Below are 17223 nucleotides of genomic sequence, written 5' to 3'. Positions count from 1 at the left end.
CTATCACCGGCGTCGTCGACAGGCCAAGTTGGGGCGTTTGGCGCCGGTCGAGTACGAGGCCATTATGTACGAGCAGGTCGCACTCGCTGCCTGAGACAGTTGTCACCTACTCGTGCAGCAGCCCCCTCCGTCCCTGTTCCACTTTCGAAGCTGAGAGGCAGTGGCGCCGGTTAAGTGGGACGCGAGGTTCAATGGGAACGCCATAGGCTTACCTCACCTGCCCCTCCTCGCCTGTACATATGTTGATCCTAGCCCGGCTATGAGCCTTCTTGAACCAGTAGTAGCGGTGTGGGAAAAATGGGGCCAGCAGAGGTGCAAGGTGTCTGCCCAAGCGCATGCTGGCCGGTGCGTGATGCGACTGTGCACAGTCGCTTGCTGGATACTAACGGGGCGAACCCTCTCCTGCTCCCGTCACGCGCGGGAATACTGTGGGCGTTGGCCGCGTTTCTACTCTCACCAACGATATGGAGGGAGGAACATCATGACCGACTACATGACCACGGTGCAGAGGAACACCACAGTGCCCGAGGTAGACGATCTCGTGACACTCTCGCTCCTCGAGCCACCCTGCTAAAGCAGTGAGCTCCTGACGCTGGCTACGACCACGGTCAGGGGCTCAGTGCCGCCATTGATCAACCAATCAGGAACATGGAAAGCGACACGAGGTAAGTGTCCGGTTTTGCCCAACCCGAGTCAACCAGCACGTGTGGAACATCCAGAGTGTCCGAATGCTCGGGGACACCGAGGGCTTTGATTCCTGGCAATACTCACAGACCCGATTACCGGCTTCGATTCCGGATAGAGTCAGGCATAGAGGCGCAAGAACTCTTGAGCCTCAATGAGAAAGCAGGGACACTATGTCCGATCAGAAGAACAACACCGTCAAGCCCGAGGCCAAGGAAGCGGCTGGAGGCCCGGAGCAGAAGCCGGCACCGTCGGAGAAGCCCGCGGGTGAGTAACGCTGAAGACTCACGAGCCCCTGTTCTCTTCGGAGAGCGGGGGCTTTCTCGTAGGGGCGGGAAGAGGGAGGTGGAGTAGGCGTGTAGCGACGCCTCGTTCTTAAGCATCCAAGTGGGCGTAGAGCCGCAGACCTTGCCAGGCTACCTGTGACTTTTCCTCTACCTAGTCGCGCAACGGGACATGCCCTTGTACCGACTCGGAGCCTCCACCAGAGCCTCTACCGGGTCTCGAACCCGGGCATCCAGTTTGGAAGACTGGCGCTCTGCCGACTGAGCTATAGAAGCAAGTGGGAAGGGGTTCTTGAGGCCCCGTTGAGAGTGTCGCTTCAAGCAATGATTCTCTCAAGCCGCATCCTGCCTGCTAAGGCGAGACGTGTTCACTCCCGCTAAGGAGATCCGCAGTGCCGCAGCCTCACCCATTCGGGCATACTCTGCGATGCGTTTGCGTCTACTCGGGTGCGCACGTTACCTCCACCGTTGGTCACGACAACCGCGGGTTTCGGCACTCCGTCATTCCCTAACGCTGTCTGCCTGGCCGGGCTTCTAGCGTCGCGCCCCCGGATGGAGTCGAACCATCCGCCTGCATCTAGTGCAGCGTTCTATCCCTGTGGGGCTGCCCGCGAACCTTAGCTCCGGGCTGATTAAGTTGTGTCCACTTAAATGCGAAACGCGCTCCGGACATACCGGTAGCGCGTACCCCTAGTGCAACTGATAATCGACAGGCGCGCAATTGTCAGATTGCGCGGGTTCGTTCACGAGCTCGCGTAACGCGATGAAGTCAACCTCGATACCCATGCCGTCAGCGAGCGCGAGCAGGTCAGCTTCGATCGCCCACATGGCTTCGCAGCATCGGCACTCCGCAATCACGGCGCGGCCCTTCTTGACCGGGATCACGACAGCGGCACGTTGCTTCGTGTCGATCACGTTGCCCTCCTTGTCGCGCTCCACCACAAGGTGCCACCGCTCCCCGCACTCCGGGCACGGTGCCGTGAGCTCCTTCTGATGGGGAGGGTCAAACAGGTCTTCGATCTGTGCAACCCACTGCCCGAACATCGCATCCAAGCGCTCCCGCATGTGGTCGTCGATGATGTTGTTCGCGTGCTCCGCCTGGATCGCGTGGGGGAGGCGCTGAATGATGTCTACGATGTCGCCTCGGCGATCGCGGGTGAACGAGTCCATCCAGCCGCGGGCAATGCCGTCGATGTGCTCCCACAGGGAGAACGCACCCAAGTTGATGAGGCCCCCATCGTTGGAGCCACCACCAACGGAGCTCCCGGCGCCTAATGATGAGGTGAGCGCTTCACGGAGCTGCTCGAGGAGCGCGTCACACTCGTACTCTGCGCCCTCATAGTGGACAGTAATGTGTCTCGGTGAGCCGTTCAACAGCTCGCAACGTGGACTCGGGAATGGACGCGGACTGTTGGAGCATGACACTGTTCTCCGGCCCCGGCTTGCACCCTGCTCGCTCGGGCTATGCAATTGTGAAGTCCAGTTTACGCGCAATCTCAGAATTGCGCATGGTGACACGGACGGGCTGGGGGAGGTTCCGTGAGGTCGGCGTTTACCCGGCGTTTTGGCGCTCGAAAGTGGAGTATCCCCTGAGTGCCCTGGATGACTCGTCCGTTCGTTATGCCTGATCACCGCCATTTTCGAAGTCACTCAGGGACACTCAGGGATGCGCGGCCCTGTATCGATTCAGTCTGGGTTCGAATCCCAGTGGGGGCACAGCGCGAGAAAGCGAAGCTTTTGGGCGCCGTGCCCCGCGCCGACCCCGGCGAGGGTCGAAAAAACGATGCAGGACTCAAGTCTTGCGTGAGTTTTTCTACCTTCGCCCGACTTCAGGGTGAACCTTTCCTGCTTCGTGATCGCGCGGCTTGACGCGACCCCCTCTGAGGCGACAGATTGGTACTCCACGTGAAAGGAGCGATCATTGGATTTCTCGACGATGCGAAGGAGACCGCCGAGGCTGCCGCGAAGAAGGTTGGCCGGGCGGTTGAAGACGGTGTGGACCGTGCCAAGGACAGGTTCGATGAAGTGAAGGCTGAGGCTGATGTCAAGAAGGCCGAAGCGGAGCGCGATGCGACGAAGAAGCGCAACGAAGTGAAGGAAAATCTGCGCGACGACTGACGTGACGTTCGGCCATGATGCCCCTGTGCTCGCGAAGCGTGAGCGCAGGGGCATTCTTCGTGTGAGCGTCCATTGGCCGCGAGAGGCCGGCTGCTCTCTGTCGTCATCGGCGGCGAGGGCCTGGTGCGGAGCACATGTATTGTGAAGACCCAGCTGATTCCTTGACGGCTCCAGTATGCTGAGCGCATGTCTGCAAGCTTGATCACGGTTCTCGTCGTTCTCGGCCTCGTGCTGATTCTCGGCATCTACGTCTGGGCGACCTATAACTCTCTGGTCACCCTCCGCGTCCGCGTCGACGAGGCCTGGAGCGACATTACCATCCAACTCAAACGTCGAGCCGACCTGATTCCCTCGCTGGTCGAGACGGTGAAGGGCTACGCAGCACACGAGAAGGGCGTCTTCGAGGCGGTCACTCAGGCTCGAGCAGAGACGATCTCAGCCCAGGGCCCCGCCGAGGCCTCCGTGGCCGAGAACCACATGCAGGAGGCGCTGAAGAGCATCTTCGCGGTGGCCGAGGCCTATCCGCAGCTGCAGGCGAGTCAGAACTTCCTGCACCTGCAGGGCGAGCTCGTCGACACCGAGAACAAGATCCAGGCCGCGCGGCGCTTCTACAACGGTGGCGTGCGCGAGTACAACACGAAGATCCAAGTCTTCCCGAACAACATCTTCGCCCGCATGCTCGGCTTCACGCAGCGGGAGTTCTTCGAGGTCGATGACGTCGCGGCCATTTCTGAGCCGCCGCGCATTCAGTTCTAGCAAGGGGGCGACTTGTACCGCGCGATACGTCGGAACAAGGTCAACAGCGTCTTCATCATCCTGTTCTTCCTGCTGATTGTCGGCGGGCTCGGGTGGCTGGCCTCGTACATCTACAGTTCTCCGGGCATCGTCATTGCCGTGGTTGCAGCCGCGCTCGGGTACGCACTGTTCCAGTACTTCGCTGCAGGTCGGCAGGCCATTTCGATGAGCGGTGCGCGGCGGATCACCGAGGCTGACAACCCGCGTCTCTACCGCACAGTGGAGAATCTGTCGATTGCGACGGGTATGCCGATGCCCGAGGTCTACATCGTGGGCGATCCGGCCCCGAATGCGTTCGCGACCGGCCGCGACCCCGAGCATGCCATGGTGGCCGCGACGACGGGGCTGCTCGACATCATGTCTGACTCCGAGCTCGAAGGCGTCATGGCGCACGAGCTCGGTCACGTACGCAACTACGACATCCGTGTCTCCATGATCGTGTACGGCCTCGTGGTGGCGGTAGGCATGATCGCGGATGTGCTCATGCGAATGGCGTTCTTTTCGCGGAGCAACAATTCGAACCCGATCGTCTTGGTCTTCGGTCTCGTTGCGATGCTGGTGGCTCCGCTCGTTGCGTCGCTCGTGCAGCTCGCCGTCTCGCGGCAGCGAGAGTACTTGGCCGATGCGACGGGTGCGCTCACGACTCGTCACCCCGAAGCGCTTGCGAGCGCCCTGCACAAGCTTTCGGAGTACGGTCGTCCGATGCAGAAGCAGAACAGCAGCATGGCGCACCTCTGGATCGCTGACCCGCTGAAGCCCGGCATCATGAGCCGGCTCTTCGCGACGCACCCGCCGATCCCGGATCGCATTCGCCGTCTGCTCGAGATCGGCGGAAAGTTCTAGTCGACGGGCTCCTGCCGACCTCTTCGGCCGACTTCTTACTCTCCGGTTGATCTTCCCGTCGCCGGTCCTTTCCGCCGATCGGTGATGCCTTGACCACGGTGATGGAGCAATGCGTCTCGATGTGCTGCCAGGTCTGCTGGATGGCAGCGCATCGAGACGCATTGTTCGGGTTGCCGTAAGTCCCCGGGCAGTCCCCTATCCCGACATCACACCACTTGCTCCGGCTCGCCCCTCGGAGACTTCGAGCCCTCGGCGATCTCCTCCGCGGCGAGATATTCGTCTGCACCGATGACTCCTGAGTCACGATCCTCCTGCTCGAGTCGCCGCGCCTGGGGGATCACGAGCCAGAGCGCCAGGAACACTGCGAGAACCCCTCCGAAGAGCTTGCCTCCCATGAGTGCTGCGATCATCGACGGTTGGAAGTTCGCGGTGAACGCGAGGTGGTCGCCGATGAGGAAGGCGGCGCACACAGCGTAGGCGATCGTGAGCACCTTGTCCTTCGGCGGCATCATTCGGACGATGCGGAAGAGGGCGAGAATGTTCGCCGAAGCCGCGAGGAAGCCGCTCATGCCCTCCTGAGAGATTCCGATCTTGCTGCCGAGCTTGCCGAGCGGCTTCGCAAGGCCCTTGCGAATCGCGTAGACCATCGGGAACGCTCCAGCGAGCATCACGCCGATGTAGCCCGCGATCTCGAGCGCGCGGAACTGATCGTCGGCATCTGCAATGAACGGATCGAGCGGCCACGAGCCGAAGATGATCGAGAAGATCCCGGTGAAGTATTCGACGATCGATACTGCGAGAGCCGCGGTCAGCACGATCTCGAGTGCCCGGCCGAGAACGAGGAATACTTTGATGGTAACCGTGGTGAAGAAACGCAAGGCGAGTGCGATCAGCACCATGACGATGGCGAGGGGCACGAGGTTGAGCAGGATCTCACCCAATGGCAGGTCGAAGGGTTTCGTGCCGGGACCGCTTGTGTTGATCTCCTCGCGAAGGAGCACACCGGAGTTCAGTGTGATGAGTGTCGCGACGAAGACGCCGAAAGGAATGGCGAGCAGACCCGACATCACGCCGAGCGCGAGGAACTTGTGATCGCGTCGATCGGTCATGGCGAGTCCGACCGGAATTGAGAACACGATCGTCGACCCGGCCATGAAGCTCGCGATGAATGCCATGATCCAGGCGCCATGGGAATCGGCGAGTTCGAAGGCGAGGTTGTATCCGCCCATGTCGCCCGCAATGAACGTACCTGCCGCGAGCGCGGGGTCGGCGTGCAGCCACGAGTAGAACGGGGCGGCAGTCGCGTTGACGATGTTGACGAGCACCGGGATCAGCGTCATCACTCCCGCGACGGGGAGGAAGATGTGGCCGATCGAAAGGATGCCCTCCTTGAACTCCTGCCCGAGGGCAGAGGAGGGTTTCGAGATGTACGCTCCTGCTCCGATGAGCACGAACGCCATCATGATGTAGATGATGACTTGGCCGACGACCTCCATGTCGTCTCCTTCCGTTGAGGCGGCACCGTTGCCGCCGGAGATGGAAGCGGGGCCAGGGGGAGTCCCAGGCCCCGCGTGCGCTATGCCAAGAGAGCGCGAGTGTGATCGTTGAGGAACACGCCGTTGGGATCGAACTCGCGGCGTACTGCGAGGAACTTGTCGAACTCGGGGAACTGCCGTTCCATGCGTTCGCGTGTCATGAAGTGGATCTTGCCCCAGTGCACGCGGGCGTCGTAGTCATTCAGCAGCGCATCAACATCGCGTAGATACGGCCAGTAATCGGTGCCAGGGGCGCCGGAGACGGACAGCACCATGGTGTCGCGCTTGGTGAACGGCGAAATGTAACCGTCGTCCTGTTGCACCCAGCGGGTCTCGATGGGGTACTTCTGATCGGTATGCGTGTGCAGAATCAGATCCTGCAGCCGCTCGATCGCTTCGAGGCCTTGCTCAGCCGGAACGTAATATTCAAGCTCGTGGAACGGAATCATGAATCCACCGGGGTAGATGCGATAGGCGCGATCGCGCCGTTGACCTTCGGTCTGGTCAATGCCTGACTCGTCAGGATCCATCTCGATCGTGTTGTACTTCTTCGTGTAGCTACGGCCCGCCATCTGTTCGCCGGGCGGGGTCGGCAGTTCGTAGAGCGCGGCCGATTCCTCGGCCTGGCACCACAGGAATGAGTAGTGCCGGTTGTTCGCGATGTCGTCATCCCAGGTGGATACGCTCTCGGCCCAGGTCGGGTACGTGATCTCCTCCTGCAAGTAGTAGCGGTCGACGACCTGCAGTTCGACTTCGAGGAAGACGCCGAGTGTGCCGATGGCGACCTGCGCCGCGAGCAGCTGGTCCATGCGATCCTCGCCGATCTCAACGATCTCGCCGTGACCGTTGACGAGCCGCACCCAACGCAGTGCCGATGAGAAGCTGCCGAGATCCTTGCCCGAGCCGTGCGTGGCAGTCGAGATGGCGCCCGAGATCGACTGCTTGTCGATGTCGCCCTGGTTGGCGAGGGAGAGGCCCTGCTCCCACAGCGGTTCGCCGATCTGGTGGATCGCGGTGCCACCGCGGAGGCGGACGCGCTTGCGCTTCGTATCGACCCCGGTGATGCCGGAGAGTTCGGAGAGGTCCATCAGGATGCCGCCAGTCTGCACGATGGGCGTGAACGAGTGGCCAGCGCCGACGACCCTGATCTGCAGACCCTCACGAATAGCGAAGCGGACCGTGTCCACAACTTCGTCGTCAGTGCGCGGCTTCACCGTGTAAGCAGGAGTTGCCGTCTGGTTGCCGCCCCAATTCGTCCAGGGCTTGTGAGTGTCGAACGGGATCGAGGGTGTTCCGGGGCGAACTGCATCATTGCTGCTCATGATTCTTCCTTCGTGTCGTATGTGGGTCAGGATCCGTGGTGCATCATCACGTGCTTCGTGCGTGAGAAGTCATCGAGCGAGTAGAGCGAGAGGTCGCGGCCGTAGCCGGAGCCTTTGAAGCCGCCCCAAGGTACTTCGCAGGCGAGTGCGAGATGCGAGTTCACCCAGACGGTGCCGAAGTCGAGTCGCTTGGGCACGACGAGTGAGCGGCTCGAATCGTTCGTCCATACCGAGGCCGCGAGACCGTAGGGAGTCTCGTTGGCGCGCTCGATCGCTTCTTCCTCAGTCGAGAACGTCTCAACCGAGATGACGGGGCCGAACACTTCGTGCTGGGTGATCCACGAGCCGGCCGGTGCGTTCGCGACGACGGTCGGCCGGATGAAGTAGCCCTCGCCTTCGATTGCCGAGCCTCCGGTCGCGAACTGGAGGCCGTCGTCCTGTACTCGGGCGAGCGCCTCCTGCACACGTTCGAAATGAGCGCGGGAGATCATCGGGCCGATCTCGGTGTCGTCGCCGGTTCCCGGGCCGCCGATGGGCATGGCCTCGACCTCGCGCACAAGCAGCTCGGTCAATTTCTCGGCGACGGACTCATGCACCAGCAGGCGGCAGGCGGCACCGCACTCCTGGCCGGCGTTCCAGAACCCGGCATTGCGCACGCCACTCGCGACGGCGGCGAGATCGGCGTCGTCGAAGACGATTACGGGAGCCTTACCGCCGAGCTCGAGGTGGACGCGCTTCAAAGTCGTCGCGGCCGCCGCGGCGACCTTGTGGCCGCTCGCAACGCTGCCGGTGAGGGCGACGAGGTCGATTCCGGGATGCTCGGCGATGCGCTGGCCCACGACCGGCCCGCTGCCGGTGACGACGTTGAAGACGCCCGCGGGCAGGATCGAAGAGACGAGCTCCGCGAACTTCAACGTGCTGAGCGGAGTCTGTTCCGACGGCTTCAGCACCAGCGTATTGCCCGCGGCGAGCACGGGGGCGATCTTCCACGCAGCCATCAGTAGCGGGTAGTTCCAGGGAGTGATCACTCCGACGACGCCGACGGGTTCGCGCAGAATCATCGATGTGTGGCCCTCGGCGTAGTCGCCTGCGGCCAGCGACGTCAGGGTGCGACCGGCTCCTGCGGTGAAGCGGAAGGTGTCGACGGCGCTCGCGATATCGTCGGCGGCGACCGCGTCGGGCTTGCCGGTGTTGGCGGCCTCGATGCGCTCGAAGGTCTCGTGCTGCTCTTCGAGGATGTCGGCGATGCGAAGCAGCAGGTCTGAGCGATGCTTCGGCGTGGTAGCGGCCCACCCGGCAAGCGCACGCCGCGCTGCGGCCACTGCAGCGTCGACGTCATCGGCGGTGCCGTCGACGACCTCGGCGATGCGGGTCGCGGTGGCGGGGTCCTCGATCTCGATCGCGTCGCCGCCTGATCCTGCGGTGAATGCTCCGTCGATGAAGTGACCGTGGGGCGGAAGCTCGGGTGCCGGAAGCCGGGAGTCGGGGCGGCGGACGTCGGGGGTGCCGTTGGACATGATGCTCCTCCTGTACGGGTGCGCCCGACATGCGGGCGGACCGTCCTCTTCGACGGTCTGCCCCCACCTAAGCAACGGAGAAGCAAAAGATCAATAAAGTGTTTTTAAATCTTTTATGGGAGCTCGAACAGACGCCAATGATCCTGCGGGGGAGCGCCGTGGTCGACCGGGAGAGACGACCACCCTTCTTCGACGCTCGGCGCGAGCAGAGTGCCGGGTGGATGTTCGGAGCTTCCTGATGCGATGACCCGGCCGTCGGAGTTTGCGAGCAGGAACAGCGCGCGCGACCCTGACTCCTGCGCCGGGGCCAGAAGGTAGCGTTCGAATCTCGACGCGACGACATCGGCGCCGGCAACGCCGATCGCCCGTCCCATGATCTCGATGGGGATCGCCACCGTCACCGTGTAGGAGTTCGTTCCGCCCATGTCCACGTACGGCCCCGTGACGATCGCCCGACCTTCGGCCATGGGCTTCGCGAACCAGATCCGTGAGGCGTAATCGTAGAACACGTCCTGTTCGGGGTTCAGACTGTGCACGACGAACTCCACCTCACCCCGGGAACCCTTTCGCCACCACTCGAGCCAGTACTCGCAATCCTCGAGGTATCCCGCGGCCGTTGCGATCCCGATCCCGTCCATGGTGGATTCCGAGTCGCGCAGCACGCCCTGCAGGTGGCTGCTCAGACGGGCGAGATCCGCGCGTGTAACTCCGTCACTGCGATGATGTACGTCTTTGATGAGCGCAGTGACCCGCTCGGTGAGCAGGACCAGTTCGTCAGTCATCATCCGGATGTGTTCCTGCAGCGCATCGGCGATGGTGCGCAATTCGCGAGACGGTGAGTACATGGCGATTTCCTCTCGGCTAGCCGACCGCGAGCTTGAGATGGTGGTCGATGAGCGAGCGGTTCTCGGTCTCGACGAGCCGGTGCGCAGTCTCACGGGCGAGCACGGCGTCCCGCGCGACGATCGCTTCGATGAGCGCTCGGTAGTGTGCAGGCAGAGTCTCCGCTGTCGTGGCTCCCGAGTTCCATAGGGGTGCGGCGAGCTCGCCGAGCAACTGCATCGTCGCCTGAGCGAGACGGGGAGACTGCGCTGCAACGGCGATCTCGATGTGGAGTCGGCAGTACGCACGGCGCCGGGCGTTCGATGCTTCCGCCGCCTCGAATACCCCGAGCATGCGATGGAGCCGCTCGGTATCCGCGTCCACGGCCCGGAGCGCTGCGAGTCCCGCTGACCTGCTCACCACTGCGGAGAACACGTCTCCGATGTCTCGGAACTCCTCAGAGCTCAGTTTGCGCAGCGTTTGCTCGGCGCGAGCCGCGTTGACGGTCTGACTGTCGCGGATGTAGCTTCCCCCGCTGCGTCCGCGGCGGGTTTCGATGATCCCGCGCTCCCGCAATGTGGCGAGCGCCTGACGCAGGGTGATCGTCGAGATGCCGAGTTGGTCCGCGAGCCGGGGCTCCGGGGGCAGCTTCTCTCCGTCGTGGAGCAGTCCGACGGTCAGTGCGAGTTCGAGCTGCCTGACCACACTGTCGGCGAGCCCCGCGGCGTCGCCCGACAGCATTCCCCCGAGACCGTGGGAGAACGGGCCTTCGCCGATGCTTCTCATGCGCTCATTCAATCACTCGGGGGCCGGTGCGGTGGTGAGCGTGTGCCGTCACCCGAGTTCGTGCCGAAGACGCCGAGTACGCAAGAGGGCCCGAAGTGTTCCTATCCCGGTGAGATAAGAACACTTCGGGCCCGAGGGAAGCGGACTGGGGCACCGGCCCTCGCCGCTCCACCTCAAGATCAGCCGCGCAGTCGGGTCATCTCGGGGTCGTACAGCGGATCGTCGACCACGGTCGCCGGAACCACCTGGTCGAAGTACGCGATCTCGACCGTGTCGCCGGTCTGAACCGTGTTCGGCAGCCAGGCGTATGCGATCGGCTTGCCGATGCTGTAGCCGTAGGCTGCACTCGTGACGTAGCCGGCGACCGAACCGTCGACGGAAACGGGTTCCTTCCCGAGTACGACGGAGCCGTCTTCGATCGTGAGGCAGCGCAGGCGAGTCGTAGCCGCAGCCGCGCGCGCCGCAAGCGCGCTCTTGCCGACGAAGTCGGCAGTCTTCGTCGCCTTCACCGCGAAGCCCAGACCAGCTTGCTCGGGCTCGTGCTCACTCGTCATGTCGGTACCGAACGAGCGGAAGCCCTTCTCGAGCCGCAGTGAGTTGAACGCGGCACGGCCTGCGGGAATGATCCCGAACTCCTGCCCAGCTTCGAACAGTACATCCCAGAGACGGTGGCCGAGATCGGCCGAAGTGTAGAGCTCCCAGCCGAGCTCGCCCACGTACGACAGGCGCAGCGCCGTGACGGGAAGCCCCCCAATAGTGATCTGCTTGTTCTGGAAGTACTTGAGACCCTCGTTGCTGATGTCGTCATCGGTCACCTTCGAGAGCACCTCGCGGGCAAGGGGACCCCACAGGCCGATGCAGCAAGTGCCAGCGGTCGTCTCGATAACGGTCACCCACTCGCCCGGATTCTCGGCGGTGTGCTCCCGAGCCTTGCGAGAGATGTATGAGAAGTCGATGTTGCTGTTCGCTCCGACCTGGTAAGTCTGTTCGTCGAGGATCGCCACGGTGATGTCGCTCGTGATGCCGCCGGCCTCGTCGAGCAGCAGTGTGTAGCTCACGGCGCCGGGCTTGCGCAGCATGTTCGAGGTCGTCAGCTTGTCAAGCATGGGGCCGGCACCTGGGCCGATGACATTGAAGCGCTTCAGCTGAGTCATGTCGTACATCGCAACGGAAGTGCGTGTCTTCCATGCCTCGACGGCAGCGATGGGGGAGTGGAACTTCGCAGACCACTCGTCTCGCTCGGCATCCTTCCACTCCTCAGGAAGATCTGACAGCAGAGCGGCATTCGACTCGTACCAGTGCGGGCGCTCCCACCCATTGGTCTCGAGGAAGAACCCGCCGAGCGCCTTCTGCTGTTCGTTGAAGGGGCTGAGGCGTACGTCTCGCGGTGCGACGCGCGGCTCCAGCGGGTGCAGGATGTCGTAGATCTCGACGAAGTTCTGCTGCGACGTCACGCTGACGTACTCGGGAGTGGTCAGAGCGTCCTCGAAGCGGTTGAGGTCGAGGCCGCTGAGATCGGTGTTCGAGTGGCCCTGCGAGATGAGCTCGGCAACGGCCTTCGCGATGCCGGCCGCGTGCGTGACCCAGACCGCCTCTGCGACGAAGAATCCGTCGACCTCGCGTGACTCTCCGACCAGTGAACCGCCGTCTGGTGTGAAGGAGAAGATGCCGTTGAAGCCCTTCTCGACCTCGTTGCTCCGCAGCTCGGGGAGCAACTCCTGGGTCGCCTCCCACTCCGGGGCGAAGTCTTCGGGCGTGAACGCCAAGCTCGACGGCATACGGTCGGCGGTGATCTCGTCGGGGTCGTAGCTCTGCAACGTATCGAGGTCGATGGGCATCGGGCGGTGCGCATAGGAGCCGATGCCGATGCGGTCGCCCCACTCGCGGAAGTAGAGGTCGCGATCTTGATAGCGCAGGATCGGGCGGCTCGTCGCGTCATCGTAGCGATTCGCGCCGATGAGACTCTCGACGGGCTTGGTCCAGGCGAACTGGTGCCCGAGCGGCAGGAGCGGAATCGAGGTGCCGACCATCTTGCCGATGTTCGGGCCCCAGAAGCCTGCGCACGATACGACGATGTCGGCCGGGTACCGATCCTCACCCGCGATGACCGCGGCGACCTTGCCGTTCTTCGTCTCGATGTCGGTGACAGTGACGCCTCCGCGGAACTCCACGCCCGCGGCCTGAGCGCGTTCGATGACGAGCCGTGTGCCGAGGGCCGCGAGTCCGCGCCCGTCGTTCGGCGTGAACAGACCGCCCAGCACGAGTTCCGGGTTGAGCATCGGGAACTGCTTCAGCGTTTCGTCGGCATCGAGAACGTGCGCCTCGACGCCCCATGAGCGGTTCCATCCGGCACGGCGATGCAGTTCGTGCATGCGCTCGGGCGTGGTGGCAATTTCGAGGCCGCCGACGCGCTCGTAGCAGCTGCGTCCGTCTGTATCGGTGATCGAGCTGAGCTTCTCGATCGTGTACTGCGCGAACTCGGTCATCGACTTCGATGGGTTCGACGAGAACACGAGACCGGGAGCGTGAGAGGTCGAACCGCCGGGCAGGTGCAGCGGCCCCTGTTCGAGTACGAGGATGTTCTTCTCACCGAGGAGCGCGAGTTCATCGGCGAGGTTGGCGCCGACGATGCCCGCTCCGATGATGACGATGCGAGGGGATGGTGTGGACACTGCTGGGAACTCCCTTGTTCAGGTGTTGCGTGATACGCACGCCGTGCGAGTAGCGCGACTAGTATCGCGGGTGAACTGGTCCTTCGCAAGCCTTGCGAAGGAGTTCGTGACTGAGTACGATCGATCGAAGTTATTGATATATCAATTGGTCACCAAGCGTTAGGCGGCACGATGACGTCCATTTCCTCCCGCGAGTACATCCTTACCTACACCTGCCCACAGGGGCGCGGCCTGGTACACGCGATCACCGGTGTGCTCGTCGCGCACCGCGGCGACATCATCGACCTCAAACAGTACGACGACCTCGTCACCGGGCGCTTCTTCTTCCGCGCCCGCTTCGTGCTCGACAGCAACGGCACTGAAGAACCCGTCGACGACGCGACCGAGATCGAGCAGATGCGGGCCGAGTTCACCGACCTCGCTGAGCAACAAGACGCAGAGTGGACGCTGCGCGCGGAAGACACCAAGCAGAAGCTGCTCGTCATGGTGTCGAAGTTCAGCCATTGCCTGAACGACCTGCTCTACCGCACGCGCATCGGCGAGATCCCGGCCGAGATCGTGGCAGTCGTCTCGAACCACCCCGATCACCGGCAACTCGTCGAGTGGCACGGGATCCCCTTCTTCCACGTGCCCGTCACTCCCGACACGAAGCCCGAGTCCGAGCAGAAGCTGCTGGAGATCGTGGACCGGTTCGAGGTGGACCTCGTCGTCCTCGCCCGCTACATGCAGATCCTCTCGGACAATCTGTCGCGCGAGCTCAGCGGTCGAGCGATCAACATCCACCACTCGTTCCTCCCGTCGTTCAAGGGGGCCAAGCCGTATCACCAGGCTTGGGAGCGTGGTGTGAAGACGGTCGGGGCGACTGCGCACTACGTGAACCACGAGCTCGACGAAGGGCCGATCATCTCGCAGCAGGTGCAGCCGGTCGATCATGAGTTCGCACCCGAAGACCTGGTTGCAGCGGGCCGAGACACGGAGAGCAAAGCACTCGCTGAGGCCGTGAAGTGGCACTGCGAGGGCCGCGTGTTCCTGAACGGAGCCAACCGCACCGTCGTACTGCGCTAAACGGAATCGTCCGTCCGTATACCGCGATTCTCGCGGGGGTCCTGGTCGACCTGAGAGTTGCAACTGAGGGCGGGGATCCATATGGATCCCCGCCCTCAGCCGCGTGGACTCACGGGACCAGCCAGGATCCCTCCCAGGCATTGTTCACGCGCGATGTGCGGTAGCGCTGATGAGGAGAGGAGGCGAGACAGAGCCAGTCCATTCGCGACACGCGAATCTCGATGAGGGCGAAGTTCTCATCGATGGCACAAGGATCCTCGGGTCCGGGTGGCTCTCCTGGACCAGCGGCCTCAGGCACTGGAATCGGAGTGCCAGGGTGCAACTCGGAGCGGAACAGAATATGGGTGTGCGGCTTGAGAGCGTCCCAGAACTCACGTCGGCGCGCAGCATCCTGGACTTCAGCGGCGCGGCCCTCAATTCGGAGCTGTTGGAGACCCTCGGCATCGTATCCGCTCAACGCGACACCGGGGTTCCTGCGAATCTCCGGGACTTTTTCGGATCTGCGGTCAGTGATGAACTCGAGGGTGCCAGTCGTTGCGAAGGCCTTCCGCAGCAGGATGGTTCGAGTTCGTGGTGTGAGGTCAGCGGCAACAGTTGCGAGCTGCATTGCGGTGAACGGTGTACGCGCGCTCGTCGCATCTTCGAGAAGTTGCCAGATCTGCTCTGCGATCTCCGCGTTGCTCAGGGGCAGTTGGCTCGGCATCGGTCGGCTCGGCATCCTCTGCACCTAACTGTTCGTTCGTCGGTTCTTGACTCTGACTCACCCGCGAGCAAGGCCGCCACGCTCAAGCGTGGGGCTACTACGAGCTGCGCGCGTAGCGGTCTCGCAGCCGAGGCGCGCGGTGTCCGAGGCGACGTGCGAGTTCGTCGGCGAACTTCCGAAGCTCGGTGGCAAGGCGAGGGAGCAGCTCTTCGGGCATGCGGAAGGCCGGCGCGGTGGTGCTGAGCGCCGCGATGACCGAGCCGTCGCTCGCGAACACGGGGACGGCGACGGCGTTCGTGTGATCCTGCCATTCGGCCAGCGCACTACCCCAGCCACGCTCACGCACCTTGCGCATCTCCGAAATCAATTGGTCAGGATCGGTGATCGTGGTGTCTGAGAATCGTTGCAGCGACCCGGCGGCCCGCTCGACGGCGGTATTCCCCGCGTATGCCAGCAACGCCTTTCCCGATGACGTGGCGTGCGCCGGGGTGCGCTGGCCGACGAACTGATCGCGTACGGCGACGCTGCTCGAACCCGTGGTCTGCGCGATGTTCACGGCATCACCATCAACCAGGATGGCCACGTTCGACGTCTCACCGAGGTGTGCGGTCACTTCGTCGCAGATGGCCTGCGCCTCGTGCGCGAAGTCGATGCGAGAGGTCACTGCGCCAGCGATGCGCAGCGCGCCTGAACCGAGCGCATAGGGTCCGCTACCAACTTCGCGCACCACGAAGCGGCGGCCCTCGAGCGTGCCGAGCAGGCGAAACGCTGTCGAGCGGTGCACATCGAGGTCGCGTGCGATCTCGCTTGCCGTCAGTGGTCCACGGTCTGCGATGGCCTCGAGAATCTGCAGCGCACGATCCACAGCCTGCACCGGCTCCTGCGCTCCATGCTTCTCTTGCATGAGGGCCAGTGTAGTGGGGCCTTGGAGGGATCCATGCGTCATGCGACCGAATCGCCTCTGCGCGTACTACGGGCGAGTGTCTGACAAGTCCGAGTTCTCGGCGAATGCTTGTGAGATCTCGGGGGCGGCGGCCTGCAGCGTATCGACGAACTGCTTTTCGCCTGCTCGTTTCATTCTGCGGTCGAGTCCGTCGGCCGTGAGCACCCCGATCAGTTCACCGCCGACATCGCGAACCGGAACCGAGACCGCGAAGAGACCCTCCTCGCTTTCGTTGTCGATCGTTGCGTACCCGCGCGCGCGTACCTGCGCGAGCTCGGCGAGCAGCACCGCTCGGCTCGTGATCGTCTTCGGGGCGAGTTTCTCGAGTGTTTCCGGGACCAGTTTCACGACTTGATCATCGGACATCTCTGCGAGCAGCACCTTCCCGTTCCCGCCCGCGTGCAGGGGGAACTTCATGCCCATGAAACTCCGGCGGAAGGCGTAATCATTGGGGCTGTCGGCTTCTGCAATGACCTCGAGCGTCAGAGCGTCAAGCGCCGCGGAGAACGCGACGTGCTCGTTGACCTGTGCTGAGAGCCGCTCGAGGACCGCCTGGATCAAGGGGAGCACACTGCGGTACGGGTCTGCGAGCCGACCCAGCCGGGTGATTTCCCAGCCCAACGCGAAGGTGCTGCCTGATCGAGTGATGATGCCCGACTGGGTGAGGCTCAGCAGCAACCGAAATGCCGTCGCCCGATTGAGCCCGGTGCTTGCGGCGAGCACCGCCGCAGTCGCGCCGCCTCGGTGATTGCCGAGTTCGCGCAGCAGTGCAACGGCCCGAGCCACAGAACGGTTGGGGCCCTCGGCCGGATGCGCCGTTCCGTTGTCTTCAGTGGAACGGGGTGCGCCTGGGGTCTGGTCGGTGGGGGAGTGGTTCGCCGAGGTGTGCTCTGCGGAAGTGCGCTCCGCATCGGAATCATCCGTATCGGCAGTTCGATCGAGCATAGCGACCTCCTCTGGACTCGTGACCACCTTAACCATCCTGCCGCAACCTTCGTGCCACAGGGGCGGGGGGGGGGGGGGGGGGGGGGGGGGGGGGGGGGGGGGGGGGGGGGGGGGGGGGGGGGGGGGGGGGGGGGGGGGGGGGGGGGGGGGGGGGGGGGGGGGGGGGGGGGGGGGGGGGGGGGGGGGGGG

14 protein-coding genes and 1 tRNA gene are annotated in these 17223 nt (G+C 63.4%); 4 read left to right on the top strand and 11 right to left on the bottom strand.

Annotated elements, in window-relative coordinates:
- Positions 1 to 1172: 1172 nt before the first annotated feature.
- Positions 1173 to 1244 (bottom strand) — tRNA-Gly (locus tag ACUYV6_RS13055).
- A gap of 414 nt (positions 1245 to 1658) precedes the next feature.
- Positions 1659 to 2189, bottom strand: a complete 531-nt coding sequence (locus ACUYV6_RS13050; protein ID WP_449279108.1) for a hypothetical protein — start codon at positions 2187 to 2189, stop codon at positions 1659 to 1661.
- A 684-nt stretch (positions 2190 to 2873) separates the two neighbouring features.
- On the opposite strand from ACUYV6_RS13050, the gene ACUYV6_RS13045 reads away from it, so the two are divergent.
- From ACUYV6_RS13045 to ACUYV6_RS13035, 3 genes are all read left to right on the top strand, one after another.
- Positions 2874 to 3086, top strand: coding sequence for a hypothetical protein (locus tag ACUYV6_RS13045; protein ID WP_449279107.1), 213 nt, complete (start codon positions 2874 to 2876; stop codon positions 3084 to 3086).
- 186 nt (positions 3087 to 3272) lie between these two features.
- Complete coding sequence (locus tag ACUYV6_RS13040; RefSeq protein WP_449279106.1) at positions 3273 to 3842, top strand: LemA family protein; 570 nt, start codon at positions 3273 to 3275, stop codon at positions 3840 to 3842.
- Between the two features lie 12 nt (positions 3843 to 3854).
- Positions 3855 to 4724, top strand: a complete 870-nt coding sequence (locus ACUYV6_RS13035; RefSeq protein ID WP_449279105.1) for a M48 family metalloprotease — start codon at positions 3855 to 3857, stop codon at positions 4722 to 4724.
- Between the two features lie 206 nt (positions 4725 to 4930).
- On the opposite strand, the gene ACUYV6_RS13030 is transcribed toward ACUYV6_RS13035, so the two are convergent.
- From ACUYV6_RS13030 to ACUYV6_RS13005, 6 genes are all read right to left on the bottom strand, one after another.
- The gene (locus ACUYV6_RS13030) at positions 4931 to 6220 is read right to left on the bottom strand and encodes an ethanolamine utilization protein EutH (protein ID WP_449279104.1); all 1290 of its coding nucleotides are present in this window, start codon (positions 6218 to 6220) and stop codon (positions 4931 to 4933) included.
- A gap of 80 nt (positions 6221 to 6300) precedes the next feature.
- Positions 6301 to 7581: a D-arabinono-1,4-lactone oxidase gene (locus ACUYV6_RS13025; RefSeq protein ID WP_449279103.1), complete on the bottom strand. Its 1281-nt coding sequence runs from the start codon at positions 7579 to 7581 to the stop codon at positions 6301 to 6303.
- Between the two features lie 26 nt (positions 7582 to 7607).
- Entirely contained in the window at positions 7608 to 9098 is a 1491-nt protein-coding gene (locus ACUYV6_RS13020; protein ID WP_449279102.1) for an aminobutyraldehyde dehydrogenase, read from the bottom strand.
- A 113-nt stretch (positions 9099 to 9211) separates the two neighbouring features.
- Positions 9212 to 9943 carry a cache domain-containing protein gene (locus ACUYV6_RS13015; RefSeq protein ID WP_449279101.1) on the bottom strand — a complete coding sequence of 244 codons (732 nt, stop codon included), beginning with the start codon at positions 9941 to 9943 and terminating at the stop codon, positions 9212 to 9214.
- A gap of 16 nt (positions 9944 to 9959) precedes the next feature.
- The gene (locus tag ACUYV6_RS13010) at positions 9960 to 10706 is read right to left on the bottom strand and encodes a FadR/GntR family transcriptional regulator (RefSeq protein ID WP_449279100.1); all 747 of its coding nucleotides are present in this window, start codon (positions 10704 to 10706) and stop codon (positions 9960 to 9962) included.
- Between the two features lie 179 nt (positions 10707 to 10885).
- A complete protein-coding gene (locus ACUYV6_RS13005) occupies positions 10886 to 13378 on the bottom strand; it encodes a GcvT family protein (protein ID WP_449279099.1) in 2493 nt (830 codons plus the stop codon).
- A 171-nt stretch (positions 13379 to 13549) separates the two neighbouring features.
- Between ACUYV6_RS13005 and purU the strand changes: the two genes are divergently transcribed.
- Complete coding sequence (gene purU, locus ACUYV6_RS13000; RefSeq protein ID WP_449279098.1) at positions 13550 to 14443, top strand: formyltetrahydrofolate deformylase; 894 nt, start codon at positions 13550 to 13552, stop codon at positions 14441 to 14443.
- A 109-nt stretch (positions 14444 to 14552) separates the two neighbouring features.
- Here purU and ACUYV6_RS12995 read toward each other — a convergent pair whose 3' ends face one another.
- The 3 genes from ACUYV6_RS12995 to ACUYV6_RS12985 form a co-directional block, all read right to left on the bottom strand.
- Entirely contained in the window at positions 14553 to 15161 is a 609-nt protein-coding gene (locus tag ACUYV6_RS12995; RefSeq protein ID WP_449279097.1) for a pyridoxamine 5'-phosphate oxidase family protein, read from the bottom strand.
- An 82-nt stretch (positions 15162 to 15243) separates the two neighbouring features.
- Positions 15244 to 16050 (bottom strand): IclR family transcriptional regulator, encoded by an 807-nt coding sequence (locus ACUYV6_RS12990; RefSeq protein WP_449279096.1) that lies wholly within the window; start codon positions 16048 to 16050, stop codon positions 15244 to 15246.
- A gap of 66 nt (positions 16051 to 16116) precedes the next feature.
- Entirely contained in the window at positions 16117 to 17034 is a 918-nt protein-coding gene (locus ACUYV6_RS12985) for an IclR family transcriptional regulator (RefSeq protein WP_449279095.1), read from the bottom strand.
- Positions 17035 to 17223: the final 189 nt, after the last annotated feature.

It is taken from the genome of Leucobacter sp. GX24907 (assembly GCF_053567335.1).
Note: the sequence above shows the minus strand (reverse complement) of the source record. Positions and strands in the feature narration are given on the sequence as shown.